The following is a 24,897-nucleotide window of genomic DNA, read 5'->3' on the forward strand; positions in this document are numbered from 1 at the left end:
CTGTCAACTCTTACGACAAGACTCATGCAACAGATGACCTTCATGGAATGCGTCAAGCGCGCCTGGGGCAGCGCGCGCGAAGCCGTCACGCAGATGCCGGGGCTCGTGATCGGCACCTTCCTGATCTACGCGGTGCTCGGCTGGCTGGCGATGGCCGGACGGCCGGTGCCGGGCGAAGGCGACGATCCCTCGACGGGCCTGATTCTGGCGGCCAATATCGCCACGATCCTCAACGCGCTCGTCTATCTCTGGTTCACGCTCAAGATTTTCCGCTTCGTGCTGCTCGGCGAGCAGGCCACGCCCATCATGCCGGGCGGCGCGATGCCGCTGCTGCGCATGCTCGGCTACGGCCTCGTGCTGGTGATCGGCGGCGCGCTCGCCATGGCGCTGTTCTGGCTGGTGCTGCGTCCGCATCACGCAGGCGGCACGCTGTTTCTCTCGCTGGTGGTCGTCACGCTCTGGATGTGCGTGGCGGTGCGCCTGTGCCTGCTTTCTCCCGCGCTCGCCATTGGCGGACGTCTTGCATTCGGCGCAGCCTGGCGCGATAGCCGCGGCCACTTCTGGAGCCTCGCGGGCGTCGCGTTCATGGCGGCGTTGCCGGTGCTCGTCTGCGGCACGATCGTGATGGTCGGCCTCGTGTTCGCGGGCATCACGCCCGAGCGCGTGCAGACGCCCGCCGGGCTCGCCGTGCTGGCGCTCGGCCAGAGCGCCGCGAATATCGCCTTCGTGCTGGTGACGACCACGGCGCTCGCGTGGCTGCATCGACGCTATGCGAAGGAACTCGATCCGCGCCAGTCGCCGGGGAATTTCTGATTTTCGCGGACTGATTCGCCGCATCGGCATCGCGGGGCGCGCGCCGCCCCCGCGATAACCGCGAATCTCTTGTTGCCGCCCTTCCATATTTCGAATATATTGGAAATATGGAAGAAAAAGACATCGTGCGCGCCCTGGCCGCGCTCGCTCACGATCTGCGTCTGCGCGTGTTCCGGATGCTGGTCGTCACCGGCCCGGAAGGCCTCACGCCCGGCGCCATCGCGGCTCAACTCGACGTGCCCAATGCGACGCTCTCCTTTCACCTGAAGGAGTTGATGAACGCAGGGTTGGTCACGCAGGAGCGCGACGGGCGCACCTTGATCTATCGGGCGGCCTACGAACAGATGAACGCGGTCCTCGGCTTCCTGACCGAGAACTGCTGCCAGGGCCAGCCCTGCCTGAGCCCCGGCGCCGACTCGTGCCGATGCTGAACGAAACCGCGCGCTATCCGTGCCGCGCTAACGCCTTGTCCATCCCTTCTCCATGAACACCCCCAACCTCGCCACTGCACGTCATGGCACACAGAAACCGGTCATCAGCTTCTTCGAGCGCTACCTGAGCGTCTGGGTGGCGTTGTGCATCGTCGCGGGCATTGGGCTCGGGCAGATGCTATCCGGCGTCTTTCAGGCGATCGGCCGCATGCAATACGCCCAGGTCAATCTGCCGGTCGGCGTGCTGATCTGGGTGATGATCGTGCCGATGCTGGTGAAGGTCGATTTCGGCTCGCTGCACGAGGTGCGGCAGCACATCAAGGGGATTGGCGTCACGCTCGTGGTCAACTGGCTCGTCAAGCCGTTCACGATGGCGTTGCTCGCGTGGCTCTTCATCAAGCACCTGTTCGCGCCGATGCTGCCCGCCGCGCAACTCGACAGCTATGTGGCCGGCCTGATCCTGCTGGCCGCCGCGCCCTGCACGGCCATGGTGTTCGTCTGGAGTCGCCTGACCGGCGGCGATCCGCTCTTCACGCTTTCGCAGGTCGCGCTCAACGACAGCATCATGGTGGTTGCCTTCGCGCCGCTCGTTGCGCTGCTGCTCGGCATTTCGGCGATCACGGTGCCGTGGGCGACGTTGCTCACCTCGGTCGCGCTCTACATCGTCATCCCCGTGATCCTCGCGCAGCTGCTGCGCAAGGTGCTGCTCTCGCGCGGCGACGCGGCGTTCGAAACCGCCATGGCGAAGATCGGCCCATGGTCGATCGCGGCGCTGCTTGCCACGCTGGTGCTGCTGTTCGCCTTCCAGGGCGAGGCGATCCTGAAGCAGCCGCTCGTGATCGTGCTGCTTGCCGTGCCGATCCTGATTCAGGTCTTTTTCAACGCGGGGCTGGCTTACTGGCTCAATCGCGCGGTCGGCGAAAAGCACAACATCGCCTGCCCGTCCGCGCTCATTGGCGCATCGAATTTTTTCGAACTGGCCGTCGCCACGGCAATCGGTCTGTTCGGTTTTCACTCCGGCGCGGCGCTCGCGACGGTCGTGGGCGTGCTGATCGAAGTGCCGGTCATGCTGCTCGTGGTGCGCATCGTGAACCGTTCGAAGAACTGGTACGAATGCGCGTGAACGTTACGGAAAACAAGGCAATGAGCGAAGTCACCATTTATCACAACCCGGACTGCGGCACCTCGCGCAACACGCTCGCGATGATCCGCAATGCAGGCATCGAACCTGTCGTCATCGAATATCTGCACAACCCGCCGTCGCGAGAGAAGCTCGTCGAATTGATCGCGCAAGCGGGCCTGAGCGTGCGCGAGGCGTTGCGCGAGAAAGGCACGCCCTACGCGGAATTGCAGCTGGACAATCCGGCATTGACCGACGCCCAGTTGCTCGACGCCATGATGGCGCACCCTGTTCTTATCAACCGTCCGTTCGTGGCGACGTCGCTGGGCGTGCGCCTGTGCCGTCCGTCCGAAGTCGTGCTCGAGATCCTGCCGGGCGCGCAACATGGCGCGTTCACGAAGGAAGACGGCGAAGTCGTGATCGATACGGAGGGCAAGCGTGTCCGCTCCGGCAACTGATCTCGCGACCGCGCTGCCGCAAGTCGATGCGGCGCAGTTCCGCGTGCCCGATATCCAGCGCCTGCAGGCCACGAAGGCTTGCGCGCATGCGCCGCGTATCCTGCTGCTCTATGGCTCGCTGCGCGAGCGCTCGTTCAGCCGGCTGCTGAGCGAAGAGGCGGCGCGTCTGCTCACGGCGATGGGCGCGGAGGTGCGCACGTTCAACCCGAGCGGCTTGCCGCTCCCCGACGATGCGCCCGACACGCATCCCAAGGTCGCCGAACTGCGCGATCTGGTGCTCTGGTCGGAAGGCATGGTCTGGTGCTCGCCGGAGCGCCACGGCGCGATGACCGGCATCATGAAAGCGCAGATCGACTGGATTCCGCTTTCGGTTGGCGCGGTGCGCCCGACGCAGGGCAAAACGCTCGCGGTGATGCAGGTGAGCGGCGGCTCGCAGTCGTTCAATGCCGTGAACCAGATGCGCGTGCTCGGACGCTGGATGCGCATGCTGACCATCCCGAACCAGTCGTCGGTGGCGAAGGCGTTCATGGAATTCGATGAAGCCGGACGCATGAAGCCTTCGGCGTACTTCGATCGTGTCGTGGACGTGATGGAAGAACTGGTGAAGTTCACTCTGCTGACGCGCGATATCGGCCCGTATCTGGTCGACCGGTACAGCGAGCGCAAGGAAAGCGCGGAAGCGCTGATGAAGCGCGTGAATCAGACGCGTCTCTGACGCACCTCTGACGCGCGAACGACCGGCGCGCGTGCCGGCCTTCCTGGCGCATCACCACACCCCCGGCACAAACCGGTACTTCACCCGCTCCAGATACGCGCGATAGCCCGGCAGTTCCGCAGCCAGCGTGCGCTCTTCGCGCACGGCGCGCCAGCCGATCGCCGCGACCATCGCCGGCACGCACGCCAATCCCCACCACGAGCCGAGCATCAGCGGCGTGCCCGCCAGCAGCAGAATCGCGAACGCGTACATCGGATGGCGCACATACGCGTACGGTCCGCTATCGCTCAGCGCATGGCCGCGCTCGCGCTGGATCTTCACGACGGGCGCCGCGTAGCGGTTCGCCGCGAACACGCCGCGCGTCGCGTAGAGATCGACGAAAATCGCCACCGCGCCGCACACACTGAGCCAGACCGGCACCTGCGACCAGCGATACCGCACGGCGTCGAGACCGATCAGGCACAGCCACGCGCACCAGCCCAGCGCGACCGACACCATGAACACGCGGTCCCATCGCTGCTGCTCGCGCTGCGCGAACGGCGCGAGCCGCTCGGCGAGCAGACCCGGATCGGTACGCGCGAGCCACAGGCCGATCCAGATACCGCACGCGGCCCATTCGAGCAGCCAGAGCCACGCGGCCGGCCACGCGAGCGTGCCCGCCGACGCAAACAGCAAGACGCCCTGCAACGCGAGCCAGATGAGCGTCTGCGTGAAAAGACGCACGATCAGCGGCTTCATGATGCCCTCCTTGCGCCGGCGCTCCCGCGAGGTTCAGCGCTTTTCGCCTCGTCCCTGCACGCGCGCGAAACTCGCCTGCATGTCGAAGCCCGACGTGTCGATGCCGAATTGCGTCGTCAGGCAATCGTCGAGTTCGCCCGCATTGGCGAGCGTGCGATGCGTCGCGTGGCCGGCGACGTCGCGCTCCGTGTAGCGGTCGTTGAAGAGAATCGCGCGACGGCCCTCGCGCGCGATGCACACGATCAGGCAGTCCGTGAAGAACGATTGCGGCGACGCCGACGTGTACCAGTTCGCCACCTCGTAATCGCACCAGAGCGCGGGCGCGTCTTCGAAGCGATACACATCGCCCCACGCCTCGCCGTCGAAGTGCTCGAGCGTCCATTCGCGCGCGCCCGTTGCGTTCTTGCCATTCGTCACGCTCGTCTCGTTCCTCGGCGTCAGGCGCGCGGGTTCGAGCGGCGTCGCCTGCTCGCCGCGTTGCGCGAACGCGAGCGGCGCGCTCAGCGACGCGCCGCCGAAGCCCACGTCGACGAGCCACGCCTCGCCTTCGGCCTGCACGCGCAGCAGCATGTGCGTGCGCGGCGAGGCGCTGTCCTTCGGCTGACCGAACAGCACGCGCGCCGCCAGCGGTTCCACCGCGAAGCCGAGTTGCATCAGCACATGGGCGAACAGCGTGTTCTGTTCGAAACAATAGCCGCCGCGCCGCGAGTCGACGAGCTTCGCGACGATATCGGGCAACGCGATCGACACGCCGCGCGCCGAAAACGGATTGAGGTTTTCGAACGGTATCGCGCACGGATGCAGACGATGCAGCGTGCGCAGCACGTCGAGCGTCGCGGCGCGCGGTCCGTCGTAGCCGATGCGGGCGAAATAACGATCGAGATCGAGCTTGAAATCCTGGTCGGACATGGAAACAGCCTGGCGTTAAAAATGAAAGGTATGAGGTCGGGGTGACGCGAGCGGCGCGCATTGCCATAGCGCATCGCTTTCGCACATTGCAGACACCCACGGCAAACGCGTTTTAAGTGCGCGAATTACGTCGATGATAAGCGACTTCTTTCGTCATACAGAATCGCCTTTTTTAACCTTTCTTTATCGCCCGAATTCACGTCGACAGGTAATCGTAAACACAGCCCTTACGCCCTGTAATCATCGTGAGAATCATTCTCATTTGTGTTGACCTTCAAGATATCGCTGAGTACGATGGCGGCGTCTTGGAGACTCTTGAAGACTCAGGAATTAAGGCGCCAACACCAGCGCATGCGCGACTCGATCCCTCGGCGAAGAATTAAATAATTAAGGAATACGATGAAACTCAACCGGACAGACGGTGCGTTCGGACGGCGTGCGCCCGCCTTGCGCGGACTCGCGCTGTGGGCGGCGTGCGCGACCTTCGCATGCGGTGCGGCGCAGGCGCAAACGAGCAGCAACCCCGACGCGCAACCCGAAGCGCCCGAGGCCGATCTCTCGATCAAGGCGGAACCGTCCACCTTCTTCACGGGCATCTGGTCGCGCGAAAATCTGCTCGGCGACATGGGCGGGCTGCGTCCGTGGCTCGGCAAATACGGCGTCACATTCGACCTGACCGAAACCAGCGAATATCTCGCGAACGTGCGCGGCGGTCTCAATCGCGGCGGCACCTATGACGGTCTCACCACCGCCACCTTGCAGCTCGATACGAGCAAGGCGCTCGGCATTCCGGGCGGCCTGTTCAACATCAGCGCATTGCAGATTCACGGCTCGAACCTGAGCGCGAACTATCTCGGCACGCTGAACACGGCGAGCGGGATCGAGGCGCAGGACACCACGCGTCTGTGGGAGATGTGGTATCAGCAGTCCTTCCTCGACAGGAAGCTCGACATCAAGGTCGGTCAGCAGAGTATCGATCAGGAATTCATCACGAGCCAGTACGCGGCGCTGTTCGTCAACACGATGTTCGGCTGGCCCGCGCTGCCTTCGTACGACATGCCCTCGGGCGGTCCCGCGTATCCGCTCGCCGGTCTCGGCGTGCGCGTGCGCGGCCAGATCACGCCGTCGCTCACGGGTTTGATCGGCGTATTCGACGGCGATCCGCTCGGCAACAACCCGAACAATCTGAGCGGCACGAATTTCAATCTGCACAACGGCGCGCTGGTGATCGGCGAATTGCAGTACTCGATCAATCAGCCGTCCGAAGGCGAACTCGTGAGCGCCGACAGTCAAGGATTGCCCGGCACCTACAAGATCGGCTTCTGGTACAACAGCAACGCGTTCGCCGACCAGCATTACGACAACACCGGCCTCTCGCTCAACAACCCGGCGAGCACCGGCATCGCCGCCGAGCATCGCGGCAACTACAGCATCTACGCCGTCGCCGACCAGATGGTGTGGCGTCCCGATCCCGACGAACCGCGCAGCATCGGCGTGTTCGCGCGCGTGATGGGCGCGCCGGGCGACCGCAACCTCGTCGACTTCTCGGCCAACGCGGGCGTCGTGATGAAAGCGCCGTTCAAGGGCCGCGACAACGACAGCGTCGGTCTCGCCGTCACGTACATCAAGGTCAGCAACGCGGTGCACGATCTCGACATGGACTACCGCACGTTCAACACGGGACCGTACGGCGTGCGCACGCAGGAAACCACGCTCGAAGCGACCTATCAATACGAAGTCACACCGTGGTGGCAGATTCAGGCCGACGCGCAATACACGTTCAACGCGGGCGCGGGCCAGAACCCGAACGACGCGACCCAGCCGCTGCGCAACACCTTCGTGCTCGGCGTGCGCACCACCATCACGTTCTGATCCACGCCATTCGCACCATGTCTAACCCCAAGCCCTCACGCCACCCCGCCGCGCACGCCCGTGCGTGCGCGTGCTCGCGCGAGGCACGGAGAAATACACAATGAATCACGCCACGCGCAAGCTCCTGCTGTGCTCGGCTCACGCCACCCGCGCGGCGCTCGCGCTCGCCGCCACCGCGCTGCTCGGCGCGCCCCTCGTTCATGCGGGCGAGCCCGGCATGCTGGAGATCGTCAAGCACCAGACCACGCTCATCAACACCGTGCCCGATAACGGCGACCAGAATCCGTATGCGATCTTCGTCGCGCCGGTGAGCGCCGGCACCGTCAAACAGGGCGACGTGCTGATCGACAACTTCAACAACGCGTCGAACATGCAGGGCACGGGATCGACCATCGTCGACTATCACCCGGACACGAAGCAGATGACGCTGTTCGCCACCATTCCGCGCGACCTCAAGGAATGTCCCGGCGGCGTGGGCCTCTCGACCGCGATGACGATGCTGAAGTCGGGCTGGGTGATCGTCGGCAGCACGCCGAGCAACGACGGCACGACCAACACCAAGGGCGCGGGCTGCCTGATCGTGCTCGACAGCAACGGCAAGATCGCGAAGGCCATCAGCAGCCCGAACATCAACGACCCGTGGGGCAACATGGCCGTGATCGACAACGGCGATCGCGCCACGCTGTTCGTGAGCAACGCGGGCTTCGGCGTGGGCGGCACCGACCTCGGCCCGGACGGCGAGCCGCCGGTCTTCAAGCAGGCCACCGTGCTGCGCATGGAACTCGACATCCCGAACGGCCAGCCGCCCACGGTCAAGAGCGAAACGGTGATTGCGAGCGGCTTCGGCGCGCGCGCCGACCGCGGCGTGTTCCTCGTCGGTCCGACCGGCCTTGCGCTGTCCGCGGACAACAAGCTGCTCTATGTGTCCGACGCGATCGGCAACCGCATCAACGTGATCGAGGATCCGACCACGCGCGACACGAGCGCGGGCGTGGGCCGTCAACTGACTGCGGACGGCCTGCTGCACCGCCCGCTCGCGATGATCACCACGCCGCAGGGCCACCTGCTCGTGACCAACGCGCTCAACGGCCAGGTCGTCGAGATCGACCCGGTCGCGGCGAAGCAACTCTACGCACGCTGGATCGACACCGACAAGGCACAGACGCCCCCGGGCAACGGCGACCTGTTCGGCATTGCGATGACACCGGCGGGCGACGGCTTCTACTACGTGGAAGACGACGTGAACACTCTCGTGCTGGCGAAATAATCATGTCCTCCGACGACAACCCCAACCGCCCGCAGCGTCCCGCGCGGCGCGGTTTTCTCAAGGCCGGCGGCGCGGCCGTGGCCGCTGGCGCGTCGCTTGGCGCAAGCGGCCTGACGCAGGCCGCCGAAGCGAAGCATCGCGCGCCGCCGGCCGTCGATCCGATGAGCGCGGTCGAGCCGTTTTACGCCGCGCATCAAGGCGGCATCGTCACGCCGCAGCAGGCGCATACCTATGTGGCGGCCTTCGATCTCGCGACCACTTCGCGCGACGACGTGATCGCGCTGCTGCGCCAGTGGACCGACATGGCCGCGCGCATGACGCAAGGCCAGTCGGCGGCCTCGCTCGACAACGGCAAGGACGATGCGCCCGCGCCCGATTCCGGCGACGTGCTCGGTCTCGGCCCGGCCGCGCTCACGGTGACGTTCGGCTTCGGTCCCGGCCTCTTCATGTCGGAAGGCAAGGACCGTTACGGCCTCGCGCATCTGCGCCCCGCCGCGCTCGTCGATCTGCCGCGCTTCAACGGCGATCAGCTGGTGGCCGAGAAAACCGGCGGCGACCTCTACGTGCAGGCCTGCGCGAACGACGCGCAAGTGGCCTTCCACGCGGTGCGCCAGCTCGCGCGCCAGGGTTACGGCAAGCTGCACATGCGCTGGGGCCAGGCGGGCTTTCTGTCCGGTCCGCGCAATCAGACGCCGCGCAATCTGATGGGCTTCAAGGACGGCACCAACAATCCGCCGACCTCGGACCCGAAGGCGATGAACGAGTTCGTCTGGGCCACCGCCGCCGACGCGCCGTGGATGCAAGGCGGCACCTACACGGTCGTGCGCCGCATCCGCATCACGATCGAGCACTGGGACCAGATGGAACTCGGCTTCCAGGAGCAGGTGTTCGGCCGTCACAAGTACAGCGGCGCGCCCATCGGCCAGGCGAAGGAATTCGACACGGTCGATCTCACCGCGAACGACAAGGACGGCAATCCGCTGATTCCGGAAAACTCGCACGTGCGTCTTTCGAATCGCGCGTCGAACAACGGTGCGCAGATCCTGCGCCGCTCGTACTCGTACAACGACGGCACGAACTTCTATATCGAGCGCTGGCCGCCGTGGCGTCAGGAAACCGAATATGACGCGGGCCTCATCTTCATCGCGCACCAGGCCGACCCGCGCACGGGCTTCATTCCGATCAACGAGAAGCTCGCGAAGTTCGACATGATGAACCAGTTCACCACGCACGTCGGCAGCGCCGTGTTCGCGTGCCCGCCGGGCGCGAAACCCGGCTCGTACATCGGCGCGCAACTGTTCGAGGCATGACGCAATCCGGCGGGCGCATCGACGCGCGCCGGACCGCGGCACGACATCAAGCAGCACGACACAAGGCAGCACCACGGATTCATTCGACAACAAGCAACAACGACAGACGACCAACATGAAGACGATCTTTTCCGGTGCGCCGCTGCGCGCCGCCACCCTCGCACTCGCCGTGGCGGGGATGTTGCCGCTGGGCGCGCACGCCGCCTCGATCACGCTCTACAACGCCCAGCACGAGCAGGTCGTGAACCAGCTCGCGAAGGACTTCGAGCAGCAGACCGGCATCGACGTGAAGATCCGCAGCGGCGAAGGTCCGGCGCTGGCCGCGCAACTCGTGGCCGAAGGCGACAGGACGCCCGCCGACGTCTACTTCACCGAGAACTCGCCAGAACTGATGCTGCTGGAAGAGAAAGGCCTGCTCGCGCCGGTGCAGCCGTCGACGCTCGCCGAAGTGCCCGCGCACTACAACTCGCCGGCCGGACAGTGGGTCGGCGTGACCGCGCGCGAAAACGTGCTGACGTACAACACGGCGAAGCTGCCGGCCGCGCAACTGCCGCAATCGATCTTCGATCTCGCGAAGCCCGAGTGGAAGGGCAAGGTCGGCATCGCGCCGAGCGACGCCGACTTCCTGCCGCTCGTCGACGCCGTGCTCGCCGCCAAAGGCGAAGCGGCCACGCTCGAATGGCTCAAGGGCCTGAAAGCCAACGCGCAGATTTTCGACGACGACGAAGGCGTGGTCGCGGCGGTCAATCGCGGCGCGGTCGCGACCGGCATCATCAACAACTACTACTGGGACCGTCTGCACGCGGAACTCGGCGACAAGAAAACGCGCAGCGCCGTCGCGCATTTCGCCAACGGCGATGTGGGCGCGCTCGTGAACGTCTCCGGCGCCGCCGCGATGAAGTCGGCGCACAACCCGGACGGCGCGCAGAAGTTTCTCGCCTACCTCGTGAGCGAGCGCGCGCAGAAGCTGATGGCGCAAGGCCACATCAGCTTCGAATATCCGCTGCGTCCGGGCGTGCAGGGCGATCCGATCAACAAACCGTTCGATCAGCTGCATCCGCCCGCGCTGACGATCCAGCAACTCGGCGACGACAGCCAGGCGGGCCGTCTGCTGCGTCAGGCGGGCCTGCTGTAATTCGCAAGGATGGCGAATCGATCGTGAGTGAAGCCCTTACCTCGGCGCGCGCGATGCCGGATCAGGCCGATGCCGATCTCGACCGGACCGGCATCGCGGCGCGGGCCGTCACGCGCCGCCGCGCGCCGCGCGCGCTGTTTCTCGCCGCCGCGCTCGGGCCGCTGCTGGTCCTGCTGCCGCTCGCGCTGACATTCTGGCGCGCGCTGTCGTTCGGTTTCGCCGACGCGGCCGAGCTGATCTTCCGTCCGCTCGTCGGCGAACTGCTCGTCAACACGCTCAGCATCACCGCCAGCGCGACGCTGGCGTCGGCCGTGCTCGGCACCGCCGTCGCGTGGTTCGTCGAACGCACCGATCTGCCGGGACGGCGCGCGTTCGCGTTGCTCGCCGCCGCGCCGCTCGCCATGCCCGCGTTCATCACGAGCTATGCGTGGGTGTCGTTGAGCCTCGATTTGCAGGACTTTCTCGGCGCGTTCATCGTCATCACGACCGCGTATTTTCCGCTCGTCTATCTGCCGGTGGCGGCCGCGCTGCGCGGGCTCGATCCCGCGCTCGAAGAATGCGCGCGCGCACTCGGCTGCAACCGCTGGGCGATTTTCGTGCGCGTGGTGCTGCCGCAATTGCGCCCCGCGCTGCTCGGCTCGATGCTGCTGGTCGCGCTCGGCGTGCTGTCCGAATTCGGCGCGTTCACGCTGCTGCGCTTTCGCACGTTCACGACCGAGATCTACGCCGAATATCGCACCAGCTTCGACGGCGGCGGCGCCTCGCTGCTCGCCTGCGTGCTGATCCTGCTGTGCCTCGTGTGTCTCGTGTTCGAATTCCGCGTGCGGGGCCGCGCGCGTTACGAACGCGTCGATCGCGGCGCGCGGCGCGCGGCCGGCCGTCTCGCGCTGGGCCGCTGGCGCTGGCCGGTCGCGCTCGCGTTCGTCGCGCTCAACGTGGGCACGCTCGGCGTGCCGCTGGCGATGATCGGCTACTGGCTCACCCAGCCGGGCGCCGCCGCGATCACGCCCGCCGACGTCTCGACCGAACTGCTGCTCTCCACCACGCTCGCCTCGCTGCGGCTCGGCTTGCTGGCCGCCGTCTTCACGACGCTGCTTGCGCTGCCGCTCGCGTATCTGCTCGCGCGCTATCCGGGCCGCGCGGCGACGTTTCTCGAACGCACGGCGTTCATCGCGCAAGGCGTGCCGGGACTCGTCATCGCGCTGGCGATCGTGTCGCTCGCGGTGCGCGCGCTCGAACCGCTCTATCAGAGCACCACGCTGCTGATCGTGGTCTACGCGATCCTGTTTCTGCCGCTCGCGCTCGTGAGCGTGCGCGCGGCGCTGTTGCAGGCGCAGCAGCGTCTCGAAGAGACGGCGCGCGCGCTCGGCCTCGGCTGGTTCGCGACGCTGCGGCGCGTGGTGCTGCCGCTCGCGGGACCGGGTCTGGGCGCGGCGGCGTCGATGGTCTTCATCTCGGTCGTCACCGAACTGAACGCCACGCTGCTGCTCGCGCCCATCGGCACGCACACGCTCGCCACCCAGGTCTGGTCCGATACCTCGACGCTCGCGTTCGCCGCCGCCGCGCCCTACGCGGCGCTGCTCACGGCGCTCGCGCTCGCGGCCTCGGGCCTGCTGTTCGCCTTCGCGGGCAAGTCGGCGCTCGCCGCGCAGGCCGGCCCGCCCTCTTCATCCGATTCCTCGCGCCCATGAGCACACTTCGCATTGCCGGCGTTTCCAAGGCCTTCGACGGCCATCCCGTGCTGCACGACGTGCATCTCACGGTGCAGTCCGGCTCGCTGCTCGCGCTGCTCGGCCCCTCGGGCAGCGGCAAGACCACGCTGCTGCGCCTGCTGTGCGGCTTCGAGCGCGCCGACGCGGGCAGCATCGAGATCGGCGGACGGCGCGTGGCGGACGACACGCTGCATCTGCCCGCCGAACAGCGTCGGATTGGCTACGTGCCGCAGGAAGGCGCGCTGTTTCCGCATCTCTCGGTCGCGGACAACATCGTGTTCGGCCTGCCGCGCGCGCAGCGGCGCACGCGCCATCGCGTGTCGGAACTGCTCGAACTCGTCGGGCTTCCCGAGTCCTGCGCCCATCGCGCGCCGCAGCAGTTATCGGGCGGACAGCAGCAGCGCGTGGCGCTGGCTCGCGCACTCGCGCCCGCGCCCGGTCTCGTGATGCTCGACGAACCGTTTTCGTCGCTCGATGCGGCGTTGCGCGTGGAAACCCGCGCCGCCGTGGCACGCGCACTCGCGGCGGCGGGCGCGACGGCCGTGCTGGTCACGCACGATCAGGCGGAAGCGCTCTCGCTCGGTCATGAGGTTGCCGTGCTGTTGAATGGGCGGCTCGTGCAGACGGCCGCGCCGCAGACGCTGTACCGCCGGCCTGTCACGCGCGAACTCGCGGCCTTCGTCGGCGAAGCGGTGTTGCTGCCGGGGCGCGTCAGCGCGGGATTCGCGCATTGCGCGCTCGGCGCGTTGCCGCTCGCGCAGGACACGCCGGCAACGCCCGGCAATGTCGACGTCGACGTGATGCTGCGCCCCGAACAGATCGACGTCCTGCCGCACGATGCGATGCGCCCCGGCGCGCTCGACGCGCGCGTGCGCGACGTCACGTTCCAGGGCCAGGACGCCGCGCTCACGCTGGAATTGCAGCTCGATCCGGCTCAAGCGCCCACGCCGATCCGCGCGCGCGTGCCGGGCTTTCGCACGCCACAGCCGGGCGAGCGCGTGCGCGTGGCGGTGGGCGGCGAAGTCAGCGTCTATCCGCGCTGACGACGCACCGAGAGATCCTGAACCATCTGCTCGACGAAGTAATCGCAGGTCGGCCGGTTCGACTTCACGCTGCGCGCCACGACGATGTCGAGCGGCTCGATCGTCGGCAGCCCCTGCGCCTCGCCCAGCACCGCGAAGCGCGCAGGCACGCTGCAACGCGTGAGCGCCACCACGGCGATGCCCGCCTCCACCGTCGCCATCAATCCCGTGAGACTCGCGCTGCTGAACGCGGCGCGATAGCGGATGCGCGCCGCGTCGAGCGCCGCCACCGTATGCGCGCGCGCGACGCTGCCGTGCTCGTAGAGCCCCACCGGCAGCGGCGACATCGCGAGCGGCGCCGGATCGTCGGGCGAACCGACCCACACCATGTCCTCGCTGCGCACGAATTCGCCGCGAATCTGCTTGTCGCGCGTCACGAAGGCCACGTCGATCTTGTTGTCCGCCAGCATCGGCCCGAGCGCCACGCTCTGCGCGCAGACGATCTCGATCTCCACATGCGGGTACAGCGTCGAAAAGCGCCTTAACACCGGCGACAGCAGCGCCGCCATGTAATCGTCGGGCGCGCCGAGCACCACGCGCCCCGTCACCTCGGGCCGCACCAGCGCCGACCACGCCTCCTCCTGCAGATCGAGCGCGCGCCGCGCATATTCGAGCAGCGTGTTGCCGGGCCGCGTGAGCGCCAGATTGCGCGTATCGCGCGTGAACAGCGTGGTGCCGAGCATCAGTTCCAGCCGCTTGATCTGCATGCTCACGGCCGCCTGCGAACGATGTACCGACACGGCGGCCTTCGTGAAACTGCCCGCGTCCGCGACGGCCACGAAGCTGCGCAAGAGATCGAGATCGAACTCGGGGTTCATGATTCATCAGCCAGATTGATGGAATTGTTCAATTTAATTCGTTTGCCGATACCCTGCAACTCGCGAATACTGAAACGGTTTTCAACCTGCTTTCGCTTTCAAGCGTTTTCTGCCGATGTCGTCCGCGCAAACCGATCTTCACAACAGCCGCCAGGGCGTCGCCATGCTCGCGGGCGGCGGCCTGCTGATGGGCACCATCGGCGTGTTCGTCGAAGAGGCGCATCTCGGCGCGCTCACGCTGGTGTTCTTCCGCTGCCTGTTCGGCATGCTCGCGCTCGCCGCGTACTGCGCGTGCAAAGGCTGGCTCGCGCCGCGCCAACTGGCACGCCAATTCACGCGCCGCACCTTCGCGCTTGCGTTCATCTCGGGCGTGCTGATGGTGACGCAGTGGGTCGGCTTTTTCGATTCGATCCATCGCACCAGCATCGCGGTCGCGACGGTCGTGTTCCATGTACAGCCGTTCTGGGTCGTGCTGATCGGCGCGGCGATCTTTCACGAGCGCCTCGGCGCGGACCGGCTCGGCTGGATCGCGATTGCGTTCGTGGGACTCGTGCTCGCCTCGGGCGTGCTCGCGGAAAGCCAGGTGGCCGATCATCCACGCTATCTGATTGGTCTGGCCGAAGCGCTCGGCGGATCGGTGCTCTATGCGAGCGTCACGCTGATCGCGAAGAGTCTGCGCGAACTGCGTCCGCATCTGTTCACGCTGACGCAATGCGCGGTGGGCGCGCTGTGTCTGCCGCTGATCGCGCCGTTCGTCGCGCCGCTCGAACTCACGCACATTTCGGCGCCGCAATGGGGCTGGCTCGTGGGGATGGGCGTGCTGCACACGGGGCTGTCGTACGTGCTGATTTACGGCGCGCTGCCGAAGCTCACGACGCCCGTGATCGCCGTGCTGCTGTTCGTGTATCCGCTCACGGCCATCGCCGTCGACGCGATCGTCTACGGCCGCGCGCTGAGCGTGCCGCAACTCGCGGGCATGGTGCTGATCGTCACGGCGAGCCTCGGCGTCAATCTCGGCTGGCGTCTGTTGCCGCCGAGGCTCGCGTTCAAACGGCGTTGACCCCTAAGGGCCACGCGCTCAGCCCGGCAACACTTCGCCTTTCGTTTCGGGTGCGAACGGAATGATCAGCAGGCCGACCACGAACGCGATCGCCGTGAGCGCGACCGGCACGCCGAGCGTGTGCATATGCAGCACCGCCGCGCCCAGCAGGAAGTTCACGCCCGCGCCCACGAACCGTCCGAACGACGTGCAGAACGCGAACGCCGTGGCGCGCACGCGCGTGCCGAACTGCTCGGGCAGCCACAGGCTGAACAGCGCGAAATTGCCGCCGAAAAAGCCCAGCACGAACAGAATGGCGATGAACGGCACGAGCCCGTTTTCGAGGTAATAGGCCCAGCCGAAGCTCGCCGCGATCGTCACCGCCATGCCCGCGAAGTAGATCGCCAGCGTCCATTTTCGGCCGATGCGTTCGGCCATCGGCGGCAGCGCGAGACAGCCCAGAATCGTGCCGATCGACAGAATGCCCGTGGCGATCGACGCCGTGCGAATCGCCTCGGCCTTGCTCGCGCCCGCCCGCGTGGCGAGCTGGATCACCGCTGACGGCTCATACACCGCGCCCGCCCACAAACCGATGATCGCAATCGTCAGCAGCGCGCACGCGACCACGGTGCGGCGGCGATAACCGGCGCTGAAAATCTCGCGCAGCGGATGGCCGTGATGCACCTGGCTCGCGTCCGACTTCTGCCACTTGTCCGGCTCCTCCACGCGCGTGAGCACGAGAATGGCGACCACCACCGGAATCGCGCCCGTCAGGAACATCGCGCGCCAGCCGAAATGCACGCCGACCGTGTAGTTCAGCGCCGCCGCGATAAAGAAACCCGCGTAATACCCGGTCTGAAGATAACCCGCACCCATCTTGCGCCGGTCCTCGGGCCAGGATTCGGCCACGTAGGTGCCCGCGAGCGCCCATTCGCCGCCGATGCCCACGCCCGCGAGAAAGCGGTAGATGCCGAGCGCCCACACGCTTTGCGCGGTCGCCGACAAGCCCGTGAAGATCGCAAACATGAAGATGGTGCCCGCGAGCACGCGCGTGCGGCCGAAGCGGTCCGCCAGCGGCCCCCAGATGAACGACAGCCCCCAGCCGACGAGAAACAGCGCGAACAGGATCGAGCCCGCGAGACCGATGTTCGGCGCGGTCGCGGCATAGCCCGAATGCGGCAGCAATTCGGTGAGCGCGGGCGTGAGCACGAGCGCGTAGATGAACGAGTCCATGCCGTCGAGCGTCCACCCGGCCCAGGCGCCCCAGAAACCGGCGATCTGCGAGCGGTTCAGCGGCGTCTTGTGAGCACGCCGGGCGGGCTCGGTAATCGAATTCATGATGCTCCTCTCTCCTGTGATGCCGCGCGCCCTGAATGCTGATTGAAAGCGCGGCGCGGAACGCGAACCGGACTGTGGCCGGCTCTCTTCAAGAACTCCCTGTGAGCCCCCGATTTCTGCTTTCCCCGTCTATTCTGTATTGCGCGTTTTGCGGGTTTGCGAGGCTTTCGCCCTTGTCGTTTTATATATAATATTTGATCTCATGAGCGACGCAACGAATGGTTTTCCCCTGGATGGCAGCGCGACGGAGGGGTCGGCAAACGGATTGCCGACGCTCGCGGCGCCTCGCACCAGCACTTCGCGCATGATCGCGGACGCCTTGCGCACCGCCATCGTCGAAGGCACGCTCGCGCCGGACGCGCCGCTGCGCCAGGACGCGATCGCGCGGCATTTCTCGGTCAGCGCCATTCCCGTGCGCGAGGCGCTGCGCCAGCTCGCGAGCGAAGGCTGGGCGCGCATCGAGGTGAACAAGGGCGCGAGCGTCGCCTCGCTGTCGCGCGACGAGGCCCGCGAGATCTACGAGATCCGCTCGGCGCTCGAAAGCCTCGCACTGGGCCTCGCCATTCCGAATCACACGGCCGCTTCGCTGCGCGACGTGAGCGCGCTGGCCGCCGCCGCGAAGCGCGAGCGCGATCCGTCGCTGTATGTGGCGCGCAACGAGGACTTCCATATGAGCCTCTACGCGCCCGCAGGCCGCCCGCAACTGATGGACATGCTTGTCACGCTGCATCGGCGCGGCGAGCGTTATCTGCGGCTCAAATTCGGTTTTCCCGCCTACAAGGGCGAGTCCGATGCCGAACACGCCGAAATTCTCGCTGCCGTGAAGCGCCGCGACGTCGCTGCCGCGCAGGCGCTCGTGGCCGCGCATCTGCTCGGCACCGGCGAGCTGATCTACCAATTTCTGACTGATCGACAGGCCGAACGCGCCGCGGCGCAGCCCGCCGCGAAGAAAGCGCGCGCGCCCTCTCCTGCGTCTCCCGCATCCTCCCGCTCACGGAGCCGAACTCCCGATGAAGCCTCAAGCTGACACCTCCGCCTCGCCCGCTCACGCCAGCCCGGCGCCGCGCTCGTGGACCACGCGCCGCGACGAGAAAGCGCGCCGCCTCGCCGCCATTTCCGGCTGGCTCGAAGACGGCGTGCTGCCCGCCTCGCGCATGACCGACGCGCTCGAACTGCTGATCCGCCCCGGCGACCGCGTGGCGCTCGAAGGCGACAACCAGAAGCAGGCCGACTTCCTCTCGCGCTCGCTCGCCAAAACCGATCCCGCGAAGCTCAACAACATTCATCTGCTGATTTCGAGCATCAGCCGCCCCGAACACCTCACGCTGTTCGAGCGCGGCATCGCGCATCGCGTCGACTTCGCGTTCGCGGGGCCGCAGAGCCTGCGCGTGGCGCAACTGCTCGAAGACGGTCAGCTCGAAGTGGGCGCGATCCACACGTACGTGGAGCTGTACGCGCGCATGTTCGTCGATCTGATTCCGCAGGTCGCGCTGCTCTGCGCGGAAAAGGCCGACCGCCACGGCAATCTCTACACCGGCCCGAACACCGAAGACACGCCCACGATCGCCGAAGCCGCCGCGTTCAGCCAGGGCATCGTGATCGTTCAGGTTAACGAAATCGTCGATGAACTGCCGCGCGTCGATATTCCGGGCTCGTGGGTGGACGTGGTCGTGCAGGCCGATCGCCCGTTCGCGGTCGAGCCGCTGTTCACGCGCGACCCGCGCCATATCGGCGACCTGCAGGTGCTCACGGCGATGATGGTCATCAAGGGCATTTACGCGCCCTACGGCATCACCGCGCTCAATCACGGCATCGGATTCGACACGGCCGCCATCGAACTGCTGCTGCCGACCTACGGCGAACAGCTCGGCCTCAAGGGCAAGATCTGCCGCAACTGGACGCTCAATCCGCATCCCACGCTGATCCCCGCCATCGAATCGGGCTGGGTGGACAGCGTGCATTGCTTCGGCAGCGAAGTGGGCATGGAGGCGTACATCGCCGCGCGCCCCGACGTGTTCTTCACCGGCAGCGACGGCAGCCTGCGCTCGAACCGCGTGCTGTGCCAGCTCGCCGGGCAATATGCGGTCGATCTCTTCATCGGCTCCACGCTGCAGATCGACGCCGATGCGAATTCGTCGACCGTCACGCGCGGGCGTCTCGCCGGTTTCGGCGGCGCGCCGAACATGGGCCACGATCCGCGCGGCCGCCGTCATGCAAGCGAAGCGTGGCTCAAGCTGCTCAAGGACACGGGCCCGGTGTCGCGCGGCCACAAACTCGTGGTGCAGCTCGCGGAAACGTGGAAGAAAGGCGGCGAGCCGACCTTCGTCGACGAACTGGACGCGATCGCCGTGGGCGAGAAAAGCGGCATGCCGGTCGCGCCCGTGATGATCTACGGCGACGACGTGAGCCACGTGGTCACCGAGGAAGGCATCGCGCATCTGCATCGCGCGGAAGGCATCGAGGAGCGGCGCGCGTCGCTCGCGGCCGTCGCGGGCGTGACGCCGATCGGCCTGCGCGCGAAGCCCGAAAAGACCGAGGAATTGCGCCGTCGCGGCATCGTGCAGTTCCCCGAGGATCTCGGCATCCGTCGCGGCGAGGCCAAGCGCTCGCTGCTCGCCGCGCGCAGCATCGACGATCTGGTGACGTGGTCGGGCGGTCTGTACACGCCGCCCGCGCGCTTTCGCAGCTGGTGAGCGCGATGCGCACGCAATCGAATCCGTCGCCGACTGTTGTTGCGCCGCTTGCTGAGAGCGCGCCTTATACGGCATCCGACGTGGTACACGAAGGCGCTCACGCAAGTGCTCACGCAAGCGCGCTGCGTCCCGACGCGCAACTGGCGCGCTTCGCCCGCGACGCGCTGATCGATGAAGCACGGCTCACGCCGAAGCCCGCGCTCGTCGATGCACGCGGCAGCGGCGCGCACGTCGACCTCGACCTGGCGATCATGCTGCGCTCCGCGCACGCGCTCGAACCGACCTTCGCCGCGCTCGCCCGCGCTTCGTCCGGCGCACGGCCCGGCACCGCGCTGCGCACCGACCTCGCGCGCATCGGCCGCGCGGGCGAAGCGGCGATGATGCGCGCGACCGCCGGCAGCAACGCGCATCGCGGCGCGATCTGGATCGTGGGCCTGCTGGTCGCGGGCGCGGCGATCGTGCACACGCCCGCCGTCGACGACAGTGCGTATGCACACGCCACCCGCATCGGCGAAACCGCCGCGCATATCGCGCGCTTCGACGACCTGCTCGCGCAGCCCGCCCGCAGCAACGGCGAGCGCGTGCGCGAGCGCTACAACGTGGGCGGCGCGCGCGGCGAAGCGCAAAACGGCTTCCCGCACGTGCTGCGCGTCGGCCTGCCCGCGCTGCACGACGCGCGTGCGCGCGGCGACGACGAAGCCGCCGCTCGCGTCGACGCCCTGCTCGCCATCATGGCCTCGCTCGACGACACCTGCGTGCTGCATCGCGCGGGCCTCGCCGGACGCGAAGCCGCGCAAGCCGGCGCGCAGCGCGTGCGCGACGCGGGCGGCATCGCCACGCGCGCGGGCCGACACGCGTTCGACGCGCTCGAACGCGCGCTGCTCGCGCTCAACGCATCGCCAGGCGGCGCGGCCGATCTGCTCGCCGCGACGCTCTTCATCGACAGACTGGTTCAGCACCGCATCGGCGGGAGGACGGTTTCATGGAACAACTGACATTCGACTATCCGGCGCAGCGCGCCGTGACCACGCGCGCGCATGTGGGCGTGGTCGGCTCGGGCGATCTCGAAGTGCTGCTGCAGCCCGCCGCCGACATGCAGGCGCGCGTGGTCGTGCACACGAGCGTGGACGGCTACAGCCACATCTGGAAGAGCGTGCTCGACCGCTTCTTCACGCGCTACGACGGCGCGGCGCTCATCGAGATCAACGACTTCGGCGCGACGCCCGGCGTCGTGGCGCTGCGGCTCGCGGAAGCCGTCGAGGCCGCGCAGGACGATGCGCAGAACGGCGCGCAAGGAGCGAGATCGTGAGCATGGCTAATCAATCCGCACTGCTGCGCGACAGCTTCATCGAGTTGAGCGCGCGCGAACGCGCCGCCGCCGTGCTCGACGCCGGCACGTTCCGCGAATTGCTCGGACCGTTCGACCGCATCGAATCGCCGTGGCTGCCGCTGCAAGGCATCGTCTGCCAGGCCGACGACGGCGCGGTGATCGCGCGCGGCACCATCGACGGCCAGCCCGCCGTGGTCGCCGCGATCGAGTCGGCGTTCCAGGGCGGCAGCATCGGCGAAGTCTCGGGCAGCAAGATCGCGGCGGCGCTCGAACTCGCGCTCGCCGACTGCGAGCGCGGCAAGATCGTGCGCCCCGTCGTGCTGTTCGAAACCGGCGGCGTACGGCTCCAGGAAGCGAACCTCGGCCTCGCCGTGATCGCCGAAATCCAGTCGGCCATCGTCGCGCTGCGCCGTCACGTGCCGGTCGTCGGCGTGATCGCGGGCATGGTAGGCTGCTTCGGCGGCATGTCGCTCGCGGCCGGTCTGTGCTCGTATCTCGTGATGACGAAGCAAGGCCGCCTCGGCATGAACGGCCCCGAAGTGATCGAGCAGGAAGCAGGCATCGAGGAACTCGACGCCAGCGACCGACGCCGCGTATGGCAACTGATCGGCGGCGAGCAGCGCGCACGCACCGGCTTTGCGGACGCGCTCGTGGACGATGCCGTCGACGATGTGCGCGACGCCGTGCGCGCTGCGTTCGCGCAGGGCGTGCCGGCGGCGCATCGCACCGGGCAGGTCGCGGCCACGCTCGCGAAGCTCGCGCAGATCGATCCCGCCGCCGTGACGCCCGACACGATGCGCGCCGTCTTCGGCCCGTCGCCCTTGAACGCCTCGCGCACGCACGGAGAAACCGCATGAGCGAATCGACCTTGAATCGCGGCGCACGCTGGCTGCGCGCGCTCGCGGGCCAGCAGCCGGACGGTGCGCACGGCGCGTGCGTGCAGTACGACGACGCGCCGCTCGGCGGCGAGACCGCGCGCTTCATCACCGTCGCGCCGGATGCGAACAACCGTTTTCCTCGCGCGCGCGACAACGTGGTCGGGCTCGAACAGGGCTGGCGTCTTGCGCAAGCCGTGCGCGACGTCATCGACGCGGACAAGGCGAGCGGCACGCGCCGCCCGATCGTGGCGATCGTCGACGTGAAGAGTCAGGCTTATGGTTATCGCGAGGAAATGCTCGGCATTCATCTCGCGTGCGCCGCCGCCGTCGATGCTTATGCGAGCGCGCGGCAGGCCGGTCATCCCGTGGTCGCGTTGATCGTCGGGCCTGCGATGTCAGGCGCGTTTCTCGCGCACGGCTATCAGGCCAACCGCATCGTCGCGCTCGACGCGCCCGGCACGATGGTCCACGCGATGGGCAAGGAAGCGGCGGCGCGCGTCACGCGGCGCAGCGTCGAAGACCTCGACGCGCTCGGCGAAAAGATCGTGCCGATGTCGTATTCGATGGCCTCGTTCGCGAAGCTCGGCCTGCTCGACGAACTGATCGGCGACGTCGATGCCGACGCGCCCAGCGACGCGCAGATCGCCCGCGTGCGCGACGTGCTCGCGCAGAAGGTGCACGAAGCGCGCGGCGACACGAGCGGTCTCGCACATCGTCTGCAAGGCGAGGCGGCGCAGCGCACGCGCGCGGCGTCGATCGAAGTGCGCAAGCGGCTTGCGCAACAGTGGGACGCGAACTGATGCGCGTGTGCGCCGCGCCGCCGTTCGCCGCCAGCGCAGTGCGCGCGAGCGTGGGTGCAAGCGATGTGCGTTGGCGCGCGCATGATCTGCTGCGGCTCAAGCGGCTCGCCGAATCCGACGACGAACCGGCGTGGGTCCGCGCGGCGTTCGCGCGCGCGCCGTTCGCGGTCGTGCGCCGCGCCGAGGCGGCGGCGGGTTTTGTCGCGGCGGGCGTGCGCGGCGCGACGCGCGCCGAGCGCTACGGCACGTGGATTTCTGTTCAGGATATCGAAGCATCTGTCTCACCCGAAGCGCTACTCGATTGCGACCCTGCGCCGGAACGCGCCGCCCAGCCCGCGTTCGTCGCGCTCGCCGCCTTGCGCGCGCATGACGCGCTGAGCGGCTACGTGTGGGGACCGGCGGGCAGCGTCGGCTTCGAACTCGCCACGCAGACGCCGACGATCACCGCATCGAGCGATCTCGACGTGCTGATCCGTGTACCGCAGCGCGGCGATCCCGCCAGCCTGCATGCGCTCGCGGACGCGCTCGCCGAGGCCGCGCGTCTTGCGGGCACGCGCGTCGATGCGCAACTGGAAACGCCCGCAGGCGGCGTCGCACTGGCCGAACTCACGATGGGTAAAGCGCGCGTGCTTTTGCGCGCGCGCGACGGCGCGCGGCTCGTCGCCGATCCGTGGCACGCGGCGTCATCGGCAAGCTCTCTATGACGCTCGCCTGCCTGTTTCCCGGCCAGGGCGCGCAAAGCCCCGGCTTTCTGCATCGGCTACCCGAACACGACGTCGTGCGCGCGACGCTCGACGAAGCCTCGTCGGTGCTCGGCAGCGACGTGCTCGCGCTCGACAGCGCCGAGGCGCTGCAATCGACGGTCGCCGTGCAGATCGGGCTCACGGTCGCGGGCGTCGCCCAGGCGCGCGCGCTCGCGCATGCGGGACTGACGCCGCAGTTCAGCGCGGGCCTGTCGGTGGGCGCGTATCCGGCGGCCGTGTGTTGCGGCGCGCTCGCATTCGCCGACGCGCTGCGCATGGTGCGCAAGCGCGCCGAACTCATGGAAGCCGCGTGGCCTTCGGGTTATGGCCTCAGCGCTGTCTCCGGCCTGAGCGAAACGCAAGTCGAGCAACTCGCGCAGACGCTCGCCGCGCAAACCGGCGAACGCGTCTACGTCGCGAATGTGAATGCGCCGCGCCAGATCGTCGTCGCGGGCGCCGATGCCGCGCTCAAATCGTTTGCCACGCTCGCGCTCGCAGCAGGCGCGCGCAAGGCGCAACGCCTCGCGGTGTCCGTTCCTTCGCATTGCGAACTATTGACCGACGCGGCGGACGCGCTCGTGGCGTGGTCGCGCGAGATTCCGTTCCGTGCGCCCGAAGGCGTCTACATCGACAATCGCGGCGGCCGTCCGCTCTATAGCGGCGATGCGATCCGTGCGGATCTCGCCACCAATATGCGCCACACGGTGCGCTGGTTCGATGCGCTCACGGTCATGATCGAGTCGGGCGCGACGGTGCTGGTCGAAGCGCCGCCGGGCCAGGTGCTCACCGATATCGCGCGCGAGCAGGTTCCGGACGTGACCGCGCTCAGCGCCGCGAGCTTGCCGCTCGACCGGCTTGTCGCGACGATCAGGCGGCGGCTGGGCGAGGAATAGCGGTCGCTACACAACTGCGTACACGACCGCGCGCCGACGTGCAATCGCGCTTATAAAAAATTTATGCGCATAAAGTCATATTTGATTTTTAGCGCGAATGACGACGCATGCGTGGCGAAGTCGCGAAATCCCCTCGATCTCGCCTCGATCTCGCCTCGATCTCGCCGCGATCTCGCCGCGATTTACCCTCGATCGCCTGACTTCTTGCGCAATTCCGACATCACGACCCGAAACGTCAGATTCACGCGCTCGCCGCTCACCGACGGCTCTTTGGGCACGCGATGCCGCCATTGCGCCTGCGTCTGCCCGCGCATCACCAGCAAACTGCCGCTCGACAAGGGAAACGAGCGCGTCACGCCGCTCGCGGCATGGCGCAGGTCGAAGCGCCGCGTGGCGCCGAAGCTCAGCGAGGCGATCACCGGTTCGGGGCCGAGTTCGGGTTCGTGATCGGCGTGCCAGCCCATGCTGTCGCTGCCGCCGCGATAGCGGTTGAGCAGCACGCTGTTGAAGCGCACGCCGCATTGCGCGGTCACGGCGTCGCGCAGTTCGGCGACGGCCGTCGTCCACGGCTGCGGGACGTTGCGAATGCCCGAGTAGATATAGACCGCGCCCGGATCGCCCTGCCACGCGGTCAGGCGCGGCTGGTCGACCCAGCCGCCCGGCGTGCGGATGCGCTCCTGACGCCAGTCCGTTTCGGCGACGATGCGCGCCAGATAATCGGCCGCCGCCGCGGGCGCGAGCCAGGCGGGATGCCAGTCGACATCGGGTTGGGGCGTATCGTCGAAGAGATCGAACATCGGGTC

The 24,897-nt window shown here is 67.3% G+C and carries 25 protein-coding genes; 20 read left to right on the forward strand and 5 right to left on the reverse strand.

Annotated features, from left to right (window positions below):
* Positions 1 to 24: 24 nt before the first annotated feature.
* The 5 genes from G5S35_RS18920 (at position 25) to arsH (ending at position 3,537) form a co-directional block, all read left to right on the forward strand.
* Entirely contained in the window at positions 25 to 813 is a 789-nt protein-coding gene (locus G5S35_RS18920; protein WP_074986694.1) for a hypothetical protein, read from the forward strand.
* 107 nt (positions 814 to 920) lie between these two features.
* Positions 921 to 1,244 (forward strand): ArsR/SmtB family transcription factor, encoded by a 324-nt coding sequence (locus tag G5S35_RS18925; RefSeq protein WP_065059439.1) that lies wholly within the window; start codon positions 921 to 923, stop codon positions 1,242 to 1,244.
* A gap of 52 nt (positions 1,245 to 1,296) precedes the next feature.
* Positions 1,297 to 2,367 (forward strand): ACR3 family arsenite efflux transporter, encoded by a 1,071-nt coding sequence (arsB, locus tag G5S35_RS18930; protein WP_065059438.1) that lies wholly within the window; start codon positions 1,297 to 1,299, stop codon positions 2,365 to 2,367.
* A 20-nt stretch (positions 2,368 to 2,387) separates the two neighbouring features.
* Positions 2,388 to 2,822: an arsenate reductase (glutaredoxin) gene (gene arsC / locus G5S35_RS18935; protein WP_065059606.1), complete on the forward strand. Its 435-nt coding sequence runs from the start codon at positions 2,388 to 2,390 to the stop codon at positions 2,820 to 2,822.
* Entirely contained in the window at positions 2,788 to 3,537 is a 750-nt protein-coding gene (gene arsH, locus G5S35_RS18940) for an arsenical resistance protein ArsH (RefSeq protein WP_065059437.1), read from the forward strand. Before arsC ends, arsH begins: the two co-directional genes overlap by 35 nt.
* 51 nt (positions 3,538 to 3,588) lie before the next feature.
* Here arsH and G5S35_RS18945 read toward each other — a convergent pair whose 3' ends face one another.
* Positions 3,589 to 4,266 carry a methyltransferase family protein gene (locus tag G5S35_RS18945; protein ID WP_065059605.1) on the reverse strand — a complete coding sequence of 226 codons (678 nt, stop codon included), beginning with the start codon at positions 4,264 to 4,266 and terminating at the stop codon, positions 3,589 to 3,591.
* Positions 4,267 to 4,308: 42 nt separating this feature from the next.
* Positions 4,309 to 5,184, reverse strand: a complete 876-nt coding sequence (locus G5S35_RS18950; protein ID WP_124261375.1) for an arylamine N-acetyltransferase family protein — start codon at positions 5,182 to 5,184, stop codon at positions 4,309 to 4,311.
* A 399-nt stretch (positions 5,185 to 5,583) separates the two neighbouring features.
* Here G5S35_RS18950 and G5S35_RS18955 point away from each other — a divergent pair, with 399 nt between their 5' ends.
* The 6 genes from G5S35_RS18955 to G5S35_RS18980 all read left to right on the forward strand — a co-directional run bounded on the left by G5S35_RS18955 (position 5,584) and on the right by G5S35_RS18980 (position 13,523).
* Complete coding sequence (locus G5S35_RS18955; protein ID WP_074986696.1) at positions 5,584 to 7,056, forward strand: carbohydrate porin; 1,473 nt, start codon at positions 5,584 to 5,586, stop codon at positions 7,054 to 7,056.
* Between the two features lie 100 nt (positions 7,057 to 7,156).
* Positions 7,157 to 8,323, forward strand: a complete 1,167-nt coding sequence (locus G5S35_RS18960) for an NHL repeat-containing protein (RefSeq protein ID WP_065059434.1) — start codon at positions 7,157 to 7,159, stop codon at positions 8,321 to 8,323.
* Between the two features lie 2 nt (positions 8,324 to 8,325).
* Positions 8,326 to 9,633, forward strand: coding sequence for an iron uptake transporter deferrochelatase/peroxidase subunit (efeB, locus tag G5S35_RS18965; RefSeq protein WP_183039412.1), 1,308 nt, complete (start codon positions 8,326 to 8,328; stop codon positions 9,631 to 9,633).
* A gap of 115 nt (positions 9,634 to 9,748) precedes the next feature.
* On the forward strand, positions 9,749 to 10,768 hold the full coding sequence (locus G5S35_RS18970; RefSeq protein ID WP_183039413.1) for an iron ABC transporter substrate-binding protein: 1,020 nt from the start codon (positions 9,749 to 9,751) through the stop codon (positions 10,766 to 10,768).
* 53 nt (positions 10,769 to 10,821) lie between these two features.
* Positions 10,822 to 12,459, forward strand: coding sequence for an ABC transporter permease (locus tag G5S35_RS18975; protein WP_183039457.1), 1,638 nt, complete (start codon positions 10,822 to 10,824; stop codon positions 12,457 to 12,459).
* Positions 12,456 to 13,523, forward strand: coding sequence for an ABC transporter ATP-binding protein (locus G5S35_RS18980; protein ID WP_124261373.1), 1,068 nt, complete (start codon positions 12,456 to 12,458; stop codon positions 13,521 to 13,523). The genes G5S35_RS18975 and G5S35_RS18980 overlap by 4 nt, the downstream gene beginning before the upstream one ends.
* Here G5S35_RS18980 and G5S35_RS18985 read toward each other — a convergent pair.
* A complete protein-coding gene (locus G5S35_RS18985; RefSeq protein WP_065059429.1) occupies positions 13,511 to 14,380 on the reverse strand; it encodes a LysR substrate-binding domain-containing protein in 870 nt (289 codons plus the stop codon). The genes G5S35_RS18980 and G5S35_RS18985 overlap by 13 nt on opposite strands.
* Positions 14,381 to 14,495: 115 nt before the next feature.
* Here G5S35_RS18985 and G5S35_RS18990 point away from each other — a divergent pair, with 115 nt between their 5' ends.
* Positions 14,496 to 15,440 (forward strand): DMT family transporter, encoded by a 945-nt coding sequence (locus tag G5S35_RS18990; protein WP_183039414.1) that lies wholly within the window; start codon positions 14,496 to 14,498, stop codon positions 15,438 to 15,440.
* 18 nt (positions 15,441 to 15,458) lie between these two features.
* On the opposite strand, the gene G5S35_RS18995 is transcribed toward G5S35_RS18990, so the two are convergent.
* A complete protein-coding gene (locus G5S35_RS18995) occupies positions 15,459 to 16,757 on the reverse strand; it encodes an MFS transporter (RefSeq protein WP_074986699.1) in 1,299 nt (432 codons plus the stop codon).
* A 202-nt stretch (positions 16,758 to 16,959) separates the two neighbouring features.
* Here G5S35_RS18995 and G5S35_RS19000 point away from each other — a divergent pair, with 202 nt between their 5' ends.
* From G5S35_RS19000 to mdcH, 8 genes are read left to right on the forward strand one after another with little or no spacing between them, the layout of a single operon-like run.
* Positions 16,960 to 17,784 (forward strand): GntR family transcriptional regulator, encoded by an 825-nt coding sequence (locus G5S35_RS19000; protein ID WP_074986700.1) that lies wholly within the window; start codon positions 16,960 to 16,962, stop codon positions 17,782 to 17,784.
* Positions 17,768 to 19,450: a malonate decarboxylase subunit alpha gene (gene mdcA, locus G5S35_RS19005; protein WP_183039415.1), complete on the forward strand. Its 1,683-nt coding sequence runs from the start codon at positions 17,768 to 17,770 to the stop codon at positions 19,448 to 19,450. The genes G5S35_RS19000 and mdcA overlap by 17 nt, the downstream gene beginning before the upstream one ends.
* Positions 19,451 to 19,455: 5 nt before the next feature.
* Complete coding sequence (locus tag G5S35_RS19010; RefSeq protein WP_183039416.1) at positions 19,456 to 20,445, forward strand: triphosphoribosyl-dephospho-CoA synthase; 990 nt, start codon at positions 19,456 to 19,458, stop codon at positions 20,443 to 20,445.
* Positions 20,433 to 20,759 carry a malonate decarboxylase subunit delta gene (locus G5S35_RS19015; RefSeq protein WP_074986702.1) on the forward strand — a complete coding sequence of 109 codons (327 nt, stop codon included), beginning with the start codon at positions 20,433 to 20,435 and terminating at the stop codon, positions 20,757 to 20,759. Before G5S35_RS19010 ends, G5S35_RS19015 begins: the two co-directional genes overlap by 13 nt.
* Before the next feature lie 2 nt (positions 20,760 to 20,761).
* Entirely contained in the window at positions 20,762 to 21,637 is an 876-nt protein-coding gene (locus tag G5S35_RS19020) for a biotin-independent malonate decarboxylase subunit beta (protein WP_183039417.1), read from the forward strand.
* Positions 21,634 to 22,458, forward strand: a complete 825-nt coding sequence (gene mdcE, locus G5S35_RS19025; protein WP_183039418.1) for a biotin-independent malonate decarboxylase subunit gamma — start codon at positions 21,634 to 21,636, stop codon at positions 22,456 to 22,458. The genes G5S35_RS19020 and mdcE overlap by 4 nt, the downstream gene beginning before the upstream one ends.
* A complete protein-coding gene (locus tag G5S35_RS19030; RefSeq protein ID WP_183039458.1) occupies positions 22,458 to 23,162 on the forward strand; it encodes a malonate decarboxylase holo-ACP synthase in 705 nt (234 codons plus the stop codon). Before mdcE ends, G5S35_RS19030 begins: the two co-directional genes overlap by 1 nt.
* A complete protein-coding gene (mdcH, locus tag G5S35_RS19035) occupies positions 23,159 to 24,094 on the forward strand; it encodes a malonate decarboxylase subunit epsilon (protein WP_110328448.1) in 936 nt (311 codons plus the stop codon). Before G5S35_RS19030 ends, mdcH begins: the two co-directional genes overlap by 4 nt.
* Before the next feature lie 182 nt (positions 24,095 to 24,276).
* Here the strand turns inward: mdcH and G5S35_RS19040 are convergent, their stop codons facing one another.
* Complete coding sequence (locus G5S35_RS19040; RefSeq protein ID WP_074986705.1) at positions 24,277 to 24,891, reverse strand: alpha-ketoglutarate-dependent dioxygenase AlkB family protein; 615 nt, start codon at positions 24,889 to 24,891, stop codon at positions 24,277 to 24,279.
* Between the last annotated feature and the right edge of the window lie 6 nt (positions 24,892 to 24,897).

This window comes from Paraburkholderia tropica (assembly GCF_014171495.1).
Classification (GTDB): Bacteria; Pseudomonadota; Gammaproteobacteria; order Burkholderiales; family Burkholderiaceae; genus Paraburkholderia; species Paraburkholderia tropica.

Coding starts and splice junctions, on each gene's coding strand:
- G5S35_RS18920 (WP_074986694.1), top strand. CDS start 25: ATGCAACAGATGACCTTCATGGAATGCGTCAAGCGCGCCTGGGGCAGC.
- G5S35_RS18925 (WP_065059439.1), top strand. CDS start 921: ATGGAAGAAAAAGACATCGTGCGCGCCCTGGCCGCGCTCGCTCACGAT.
- arsB (WP_065059438.1), top strand. CDS start 1,297: ATGAACACCCCCAACCTCGCCACTGCACGTCATGGCACACAGAAACCG.
- arsC (WP_065059606.1), top strand. CDS start 2,388: ATGAGCGAAGTCACCATTTATCACAACCCGGACTGCGGCACCTCGCGC.
- G5S35_RS18950 (WP_124261375.1), bottom strand. CDS start 5,184: ATGTCCGACCAGGATTTCAAGCTCGATCTCGATCGTTATTTCGCCCGC.
- G5S35_RS18955 (WP_074986696.1), top strand. CDS start 5,584: ATGAAACTCAACCGGACAGACGGTGCGTTCGGACGGCGTGCGCCCGCC.
- G5S35_RS18960 (WP_065059434.1), top strand. CDS start 7,157: ATGAATCACGCCACGCGCAAGCTCCTGCTGTGCTCGGCTCACGCCACC.
- efeB (WP_183039412.1), top strand. CDS start 8,326: ATGTCCTCCGACGACAACCCCAACCGCCCGCAGCGTCCCGCGCGGCGC.
- G5S35_RS18970 (WP_183039413.1), top strand. CDS start 9,749: ATGAAGACGATCTTTTCCGGTGCGCCGCTGCGCGCCGCCACCCTCGCA.
- G5S35_RS18975 (WP_183039457.1), top strand. CDS start 10,822: ATGCCGGATCAGGCCGATGCCGATCTCGACCGGACCGGCATCGCGGCG.
- G5S35_RS18980 (WP_124261373.1), top strand. CDS start 12,456: ATGAGCACACTTCGCATTGCCGGCGTTTCCAAGGCCTTCGACGGCCAT.
- G5S35_RS18985 (WP_065059429.1), bottom strand. CDS start 14,380: ATGAACCCCGAGTTCGATCTCGATCTCTTGCGCAGCTTCGTGGCCGTC.
- G5S35_RS18990 (WP_183039414.1), top strand. CDS start 14,496: ATGTCGTCCGCGCAAACCGATCTTCACAACAGCCGCCAGGGCGTCGCC.
- G5S35_RS18995 (WP_074986699.1), bottom strand. CDS start 16,757: ATGAATTCGATTACCGAGCCCGCCCGGCGTGCTCACAAGACGCCGCTG.
- G5S35_RS19000 (WP_074986700.1), top strand. CDS start 16,960: ATGAGCGACGCAACGAATGGTTTTCCCCTGGATGGCAGCGCGACGGAG.
- mdcA (WP_183039415.1), top strand. CDS start 17,768: ATGAAGCCTCAAGCTGACACCTCCGCCTCGCCCGCTCACGCCAGCCCG.
- G5S35_RS19010 (WP_183039416.1), top strand. CDS start 19,456: ATGCGCACGCAATCGAATCCGTCGCCGACTGTTGTTGCGCCGCTTGCT.
- G5S35_RS19015 (WP_074986702.1), top strand. CDS start 20,433: ATGGAACAACTGACATTCGACTATCCGGCGCAGCGCGCCGTGACCACG.
- G5S35_RS19020 (WP_183039417.1), top strand. CDS start 20,762: ATGGCTAATCAATCCGCACTGCTGCGCGACAGCTTCATCGAGTTGAGC.
- mdcE (WP_183039418.1), top strand. CDS start 21,634: ATGAGCGAATCGACCTTGAATCGCGGCGCACGCTGGCTGCGCGCGCTC.
- G5S35_RS19030 (WP_183039458.1), top strand. CDS start 22,458: ATGCGCGTGTGCGCCGCGCCGCCGTTCGCCGCCAGCGCAGTGCGCGCG.
- mdcH (WP_110328448.1), top strand. CDS start 23,159: ATGACGCTCGCCTGCCTGTTTCCCGGCCAGGGCGCGCAAAGCCCCGGC.
- G5S35_RS19040 (WP_074986705.1), bottom strand. CDS start 24,891: ATGTTCGATCTCTTCGACGATACGCCCCAACCCGATGTCGACTGGCAT.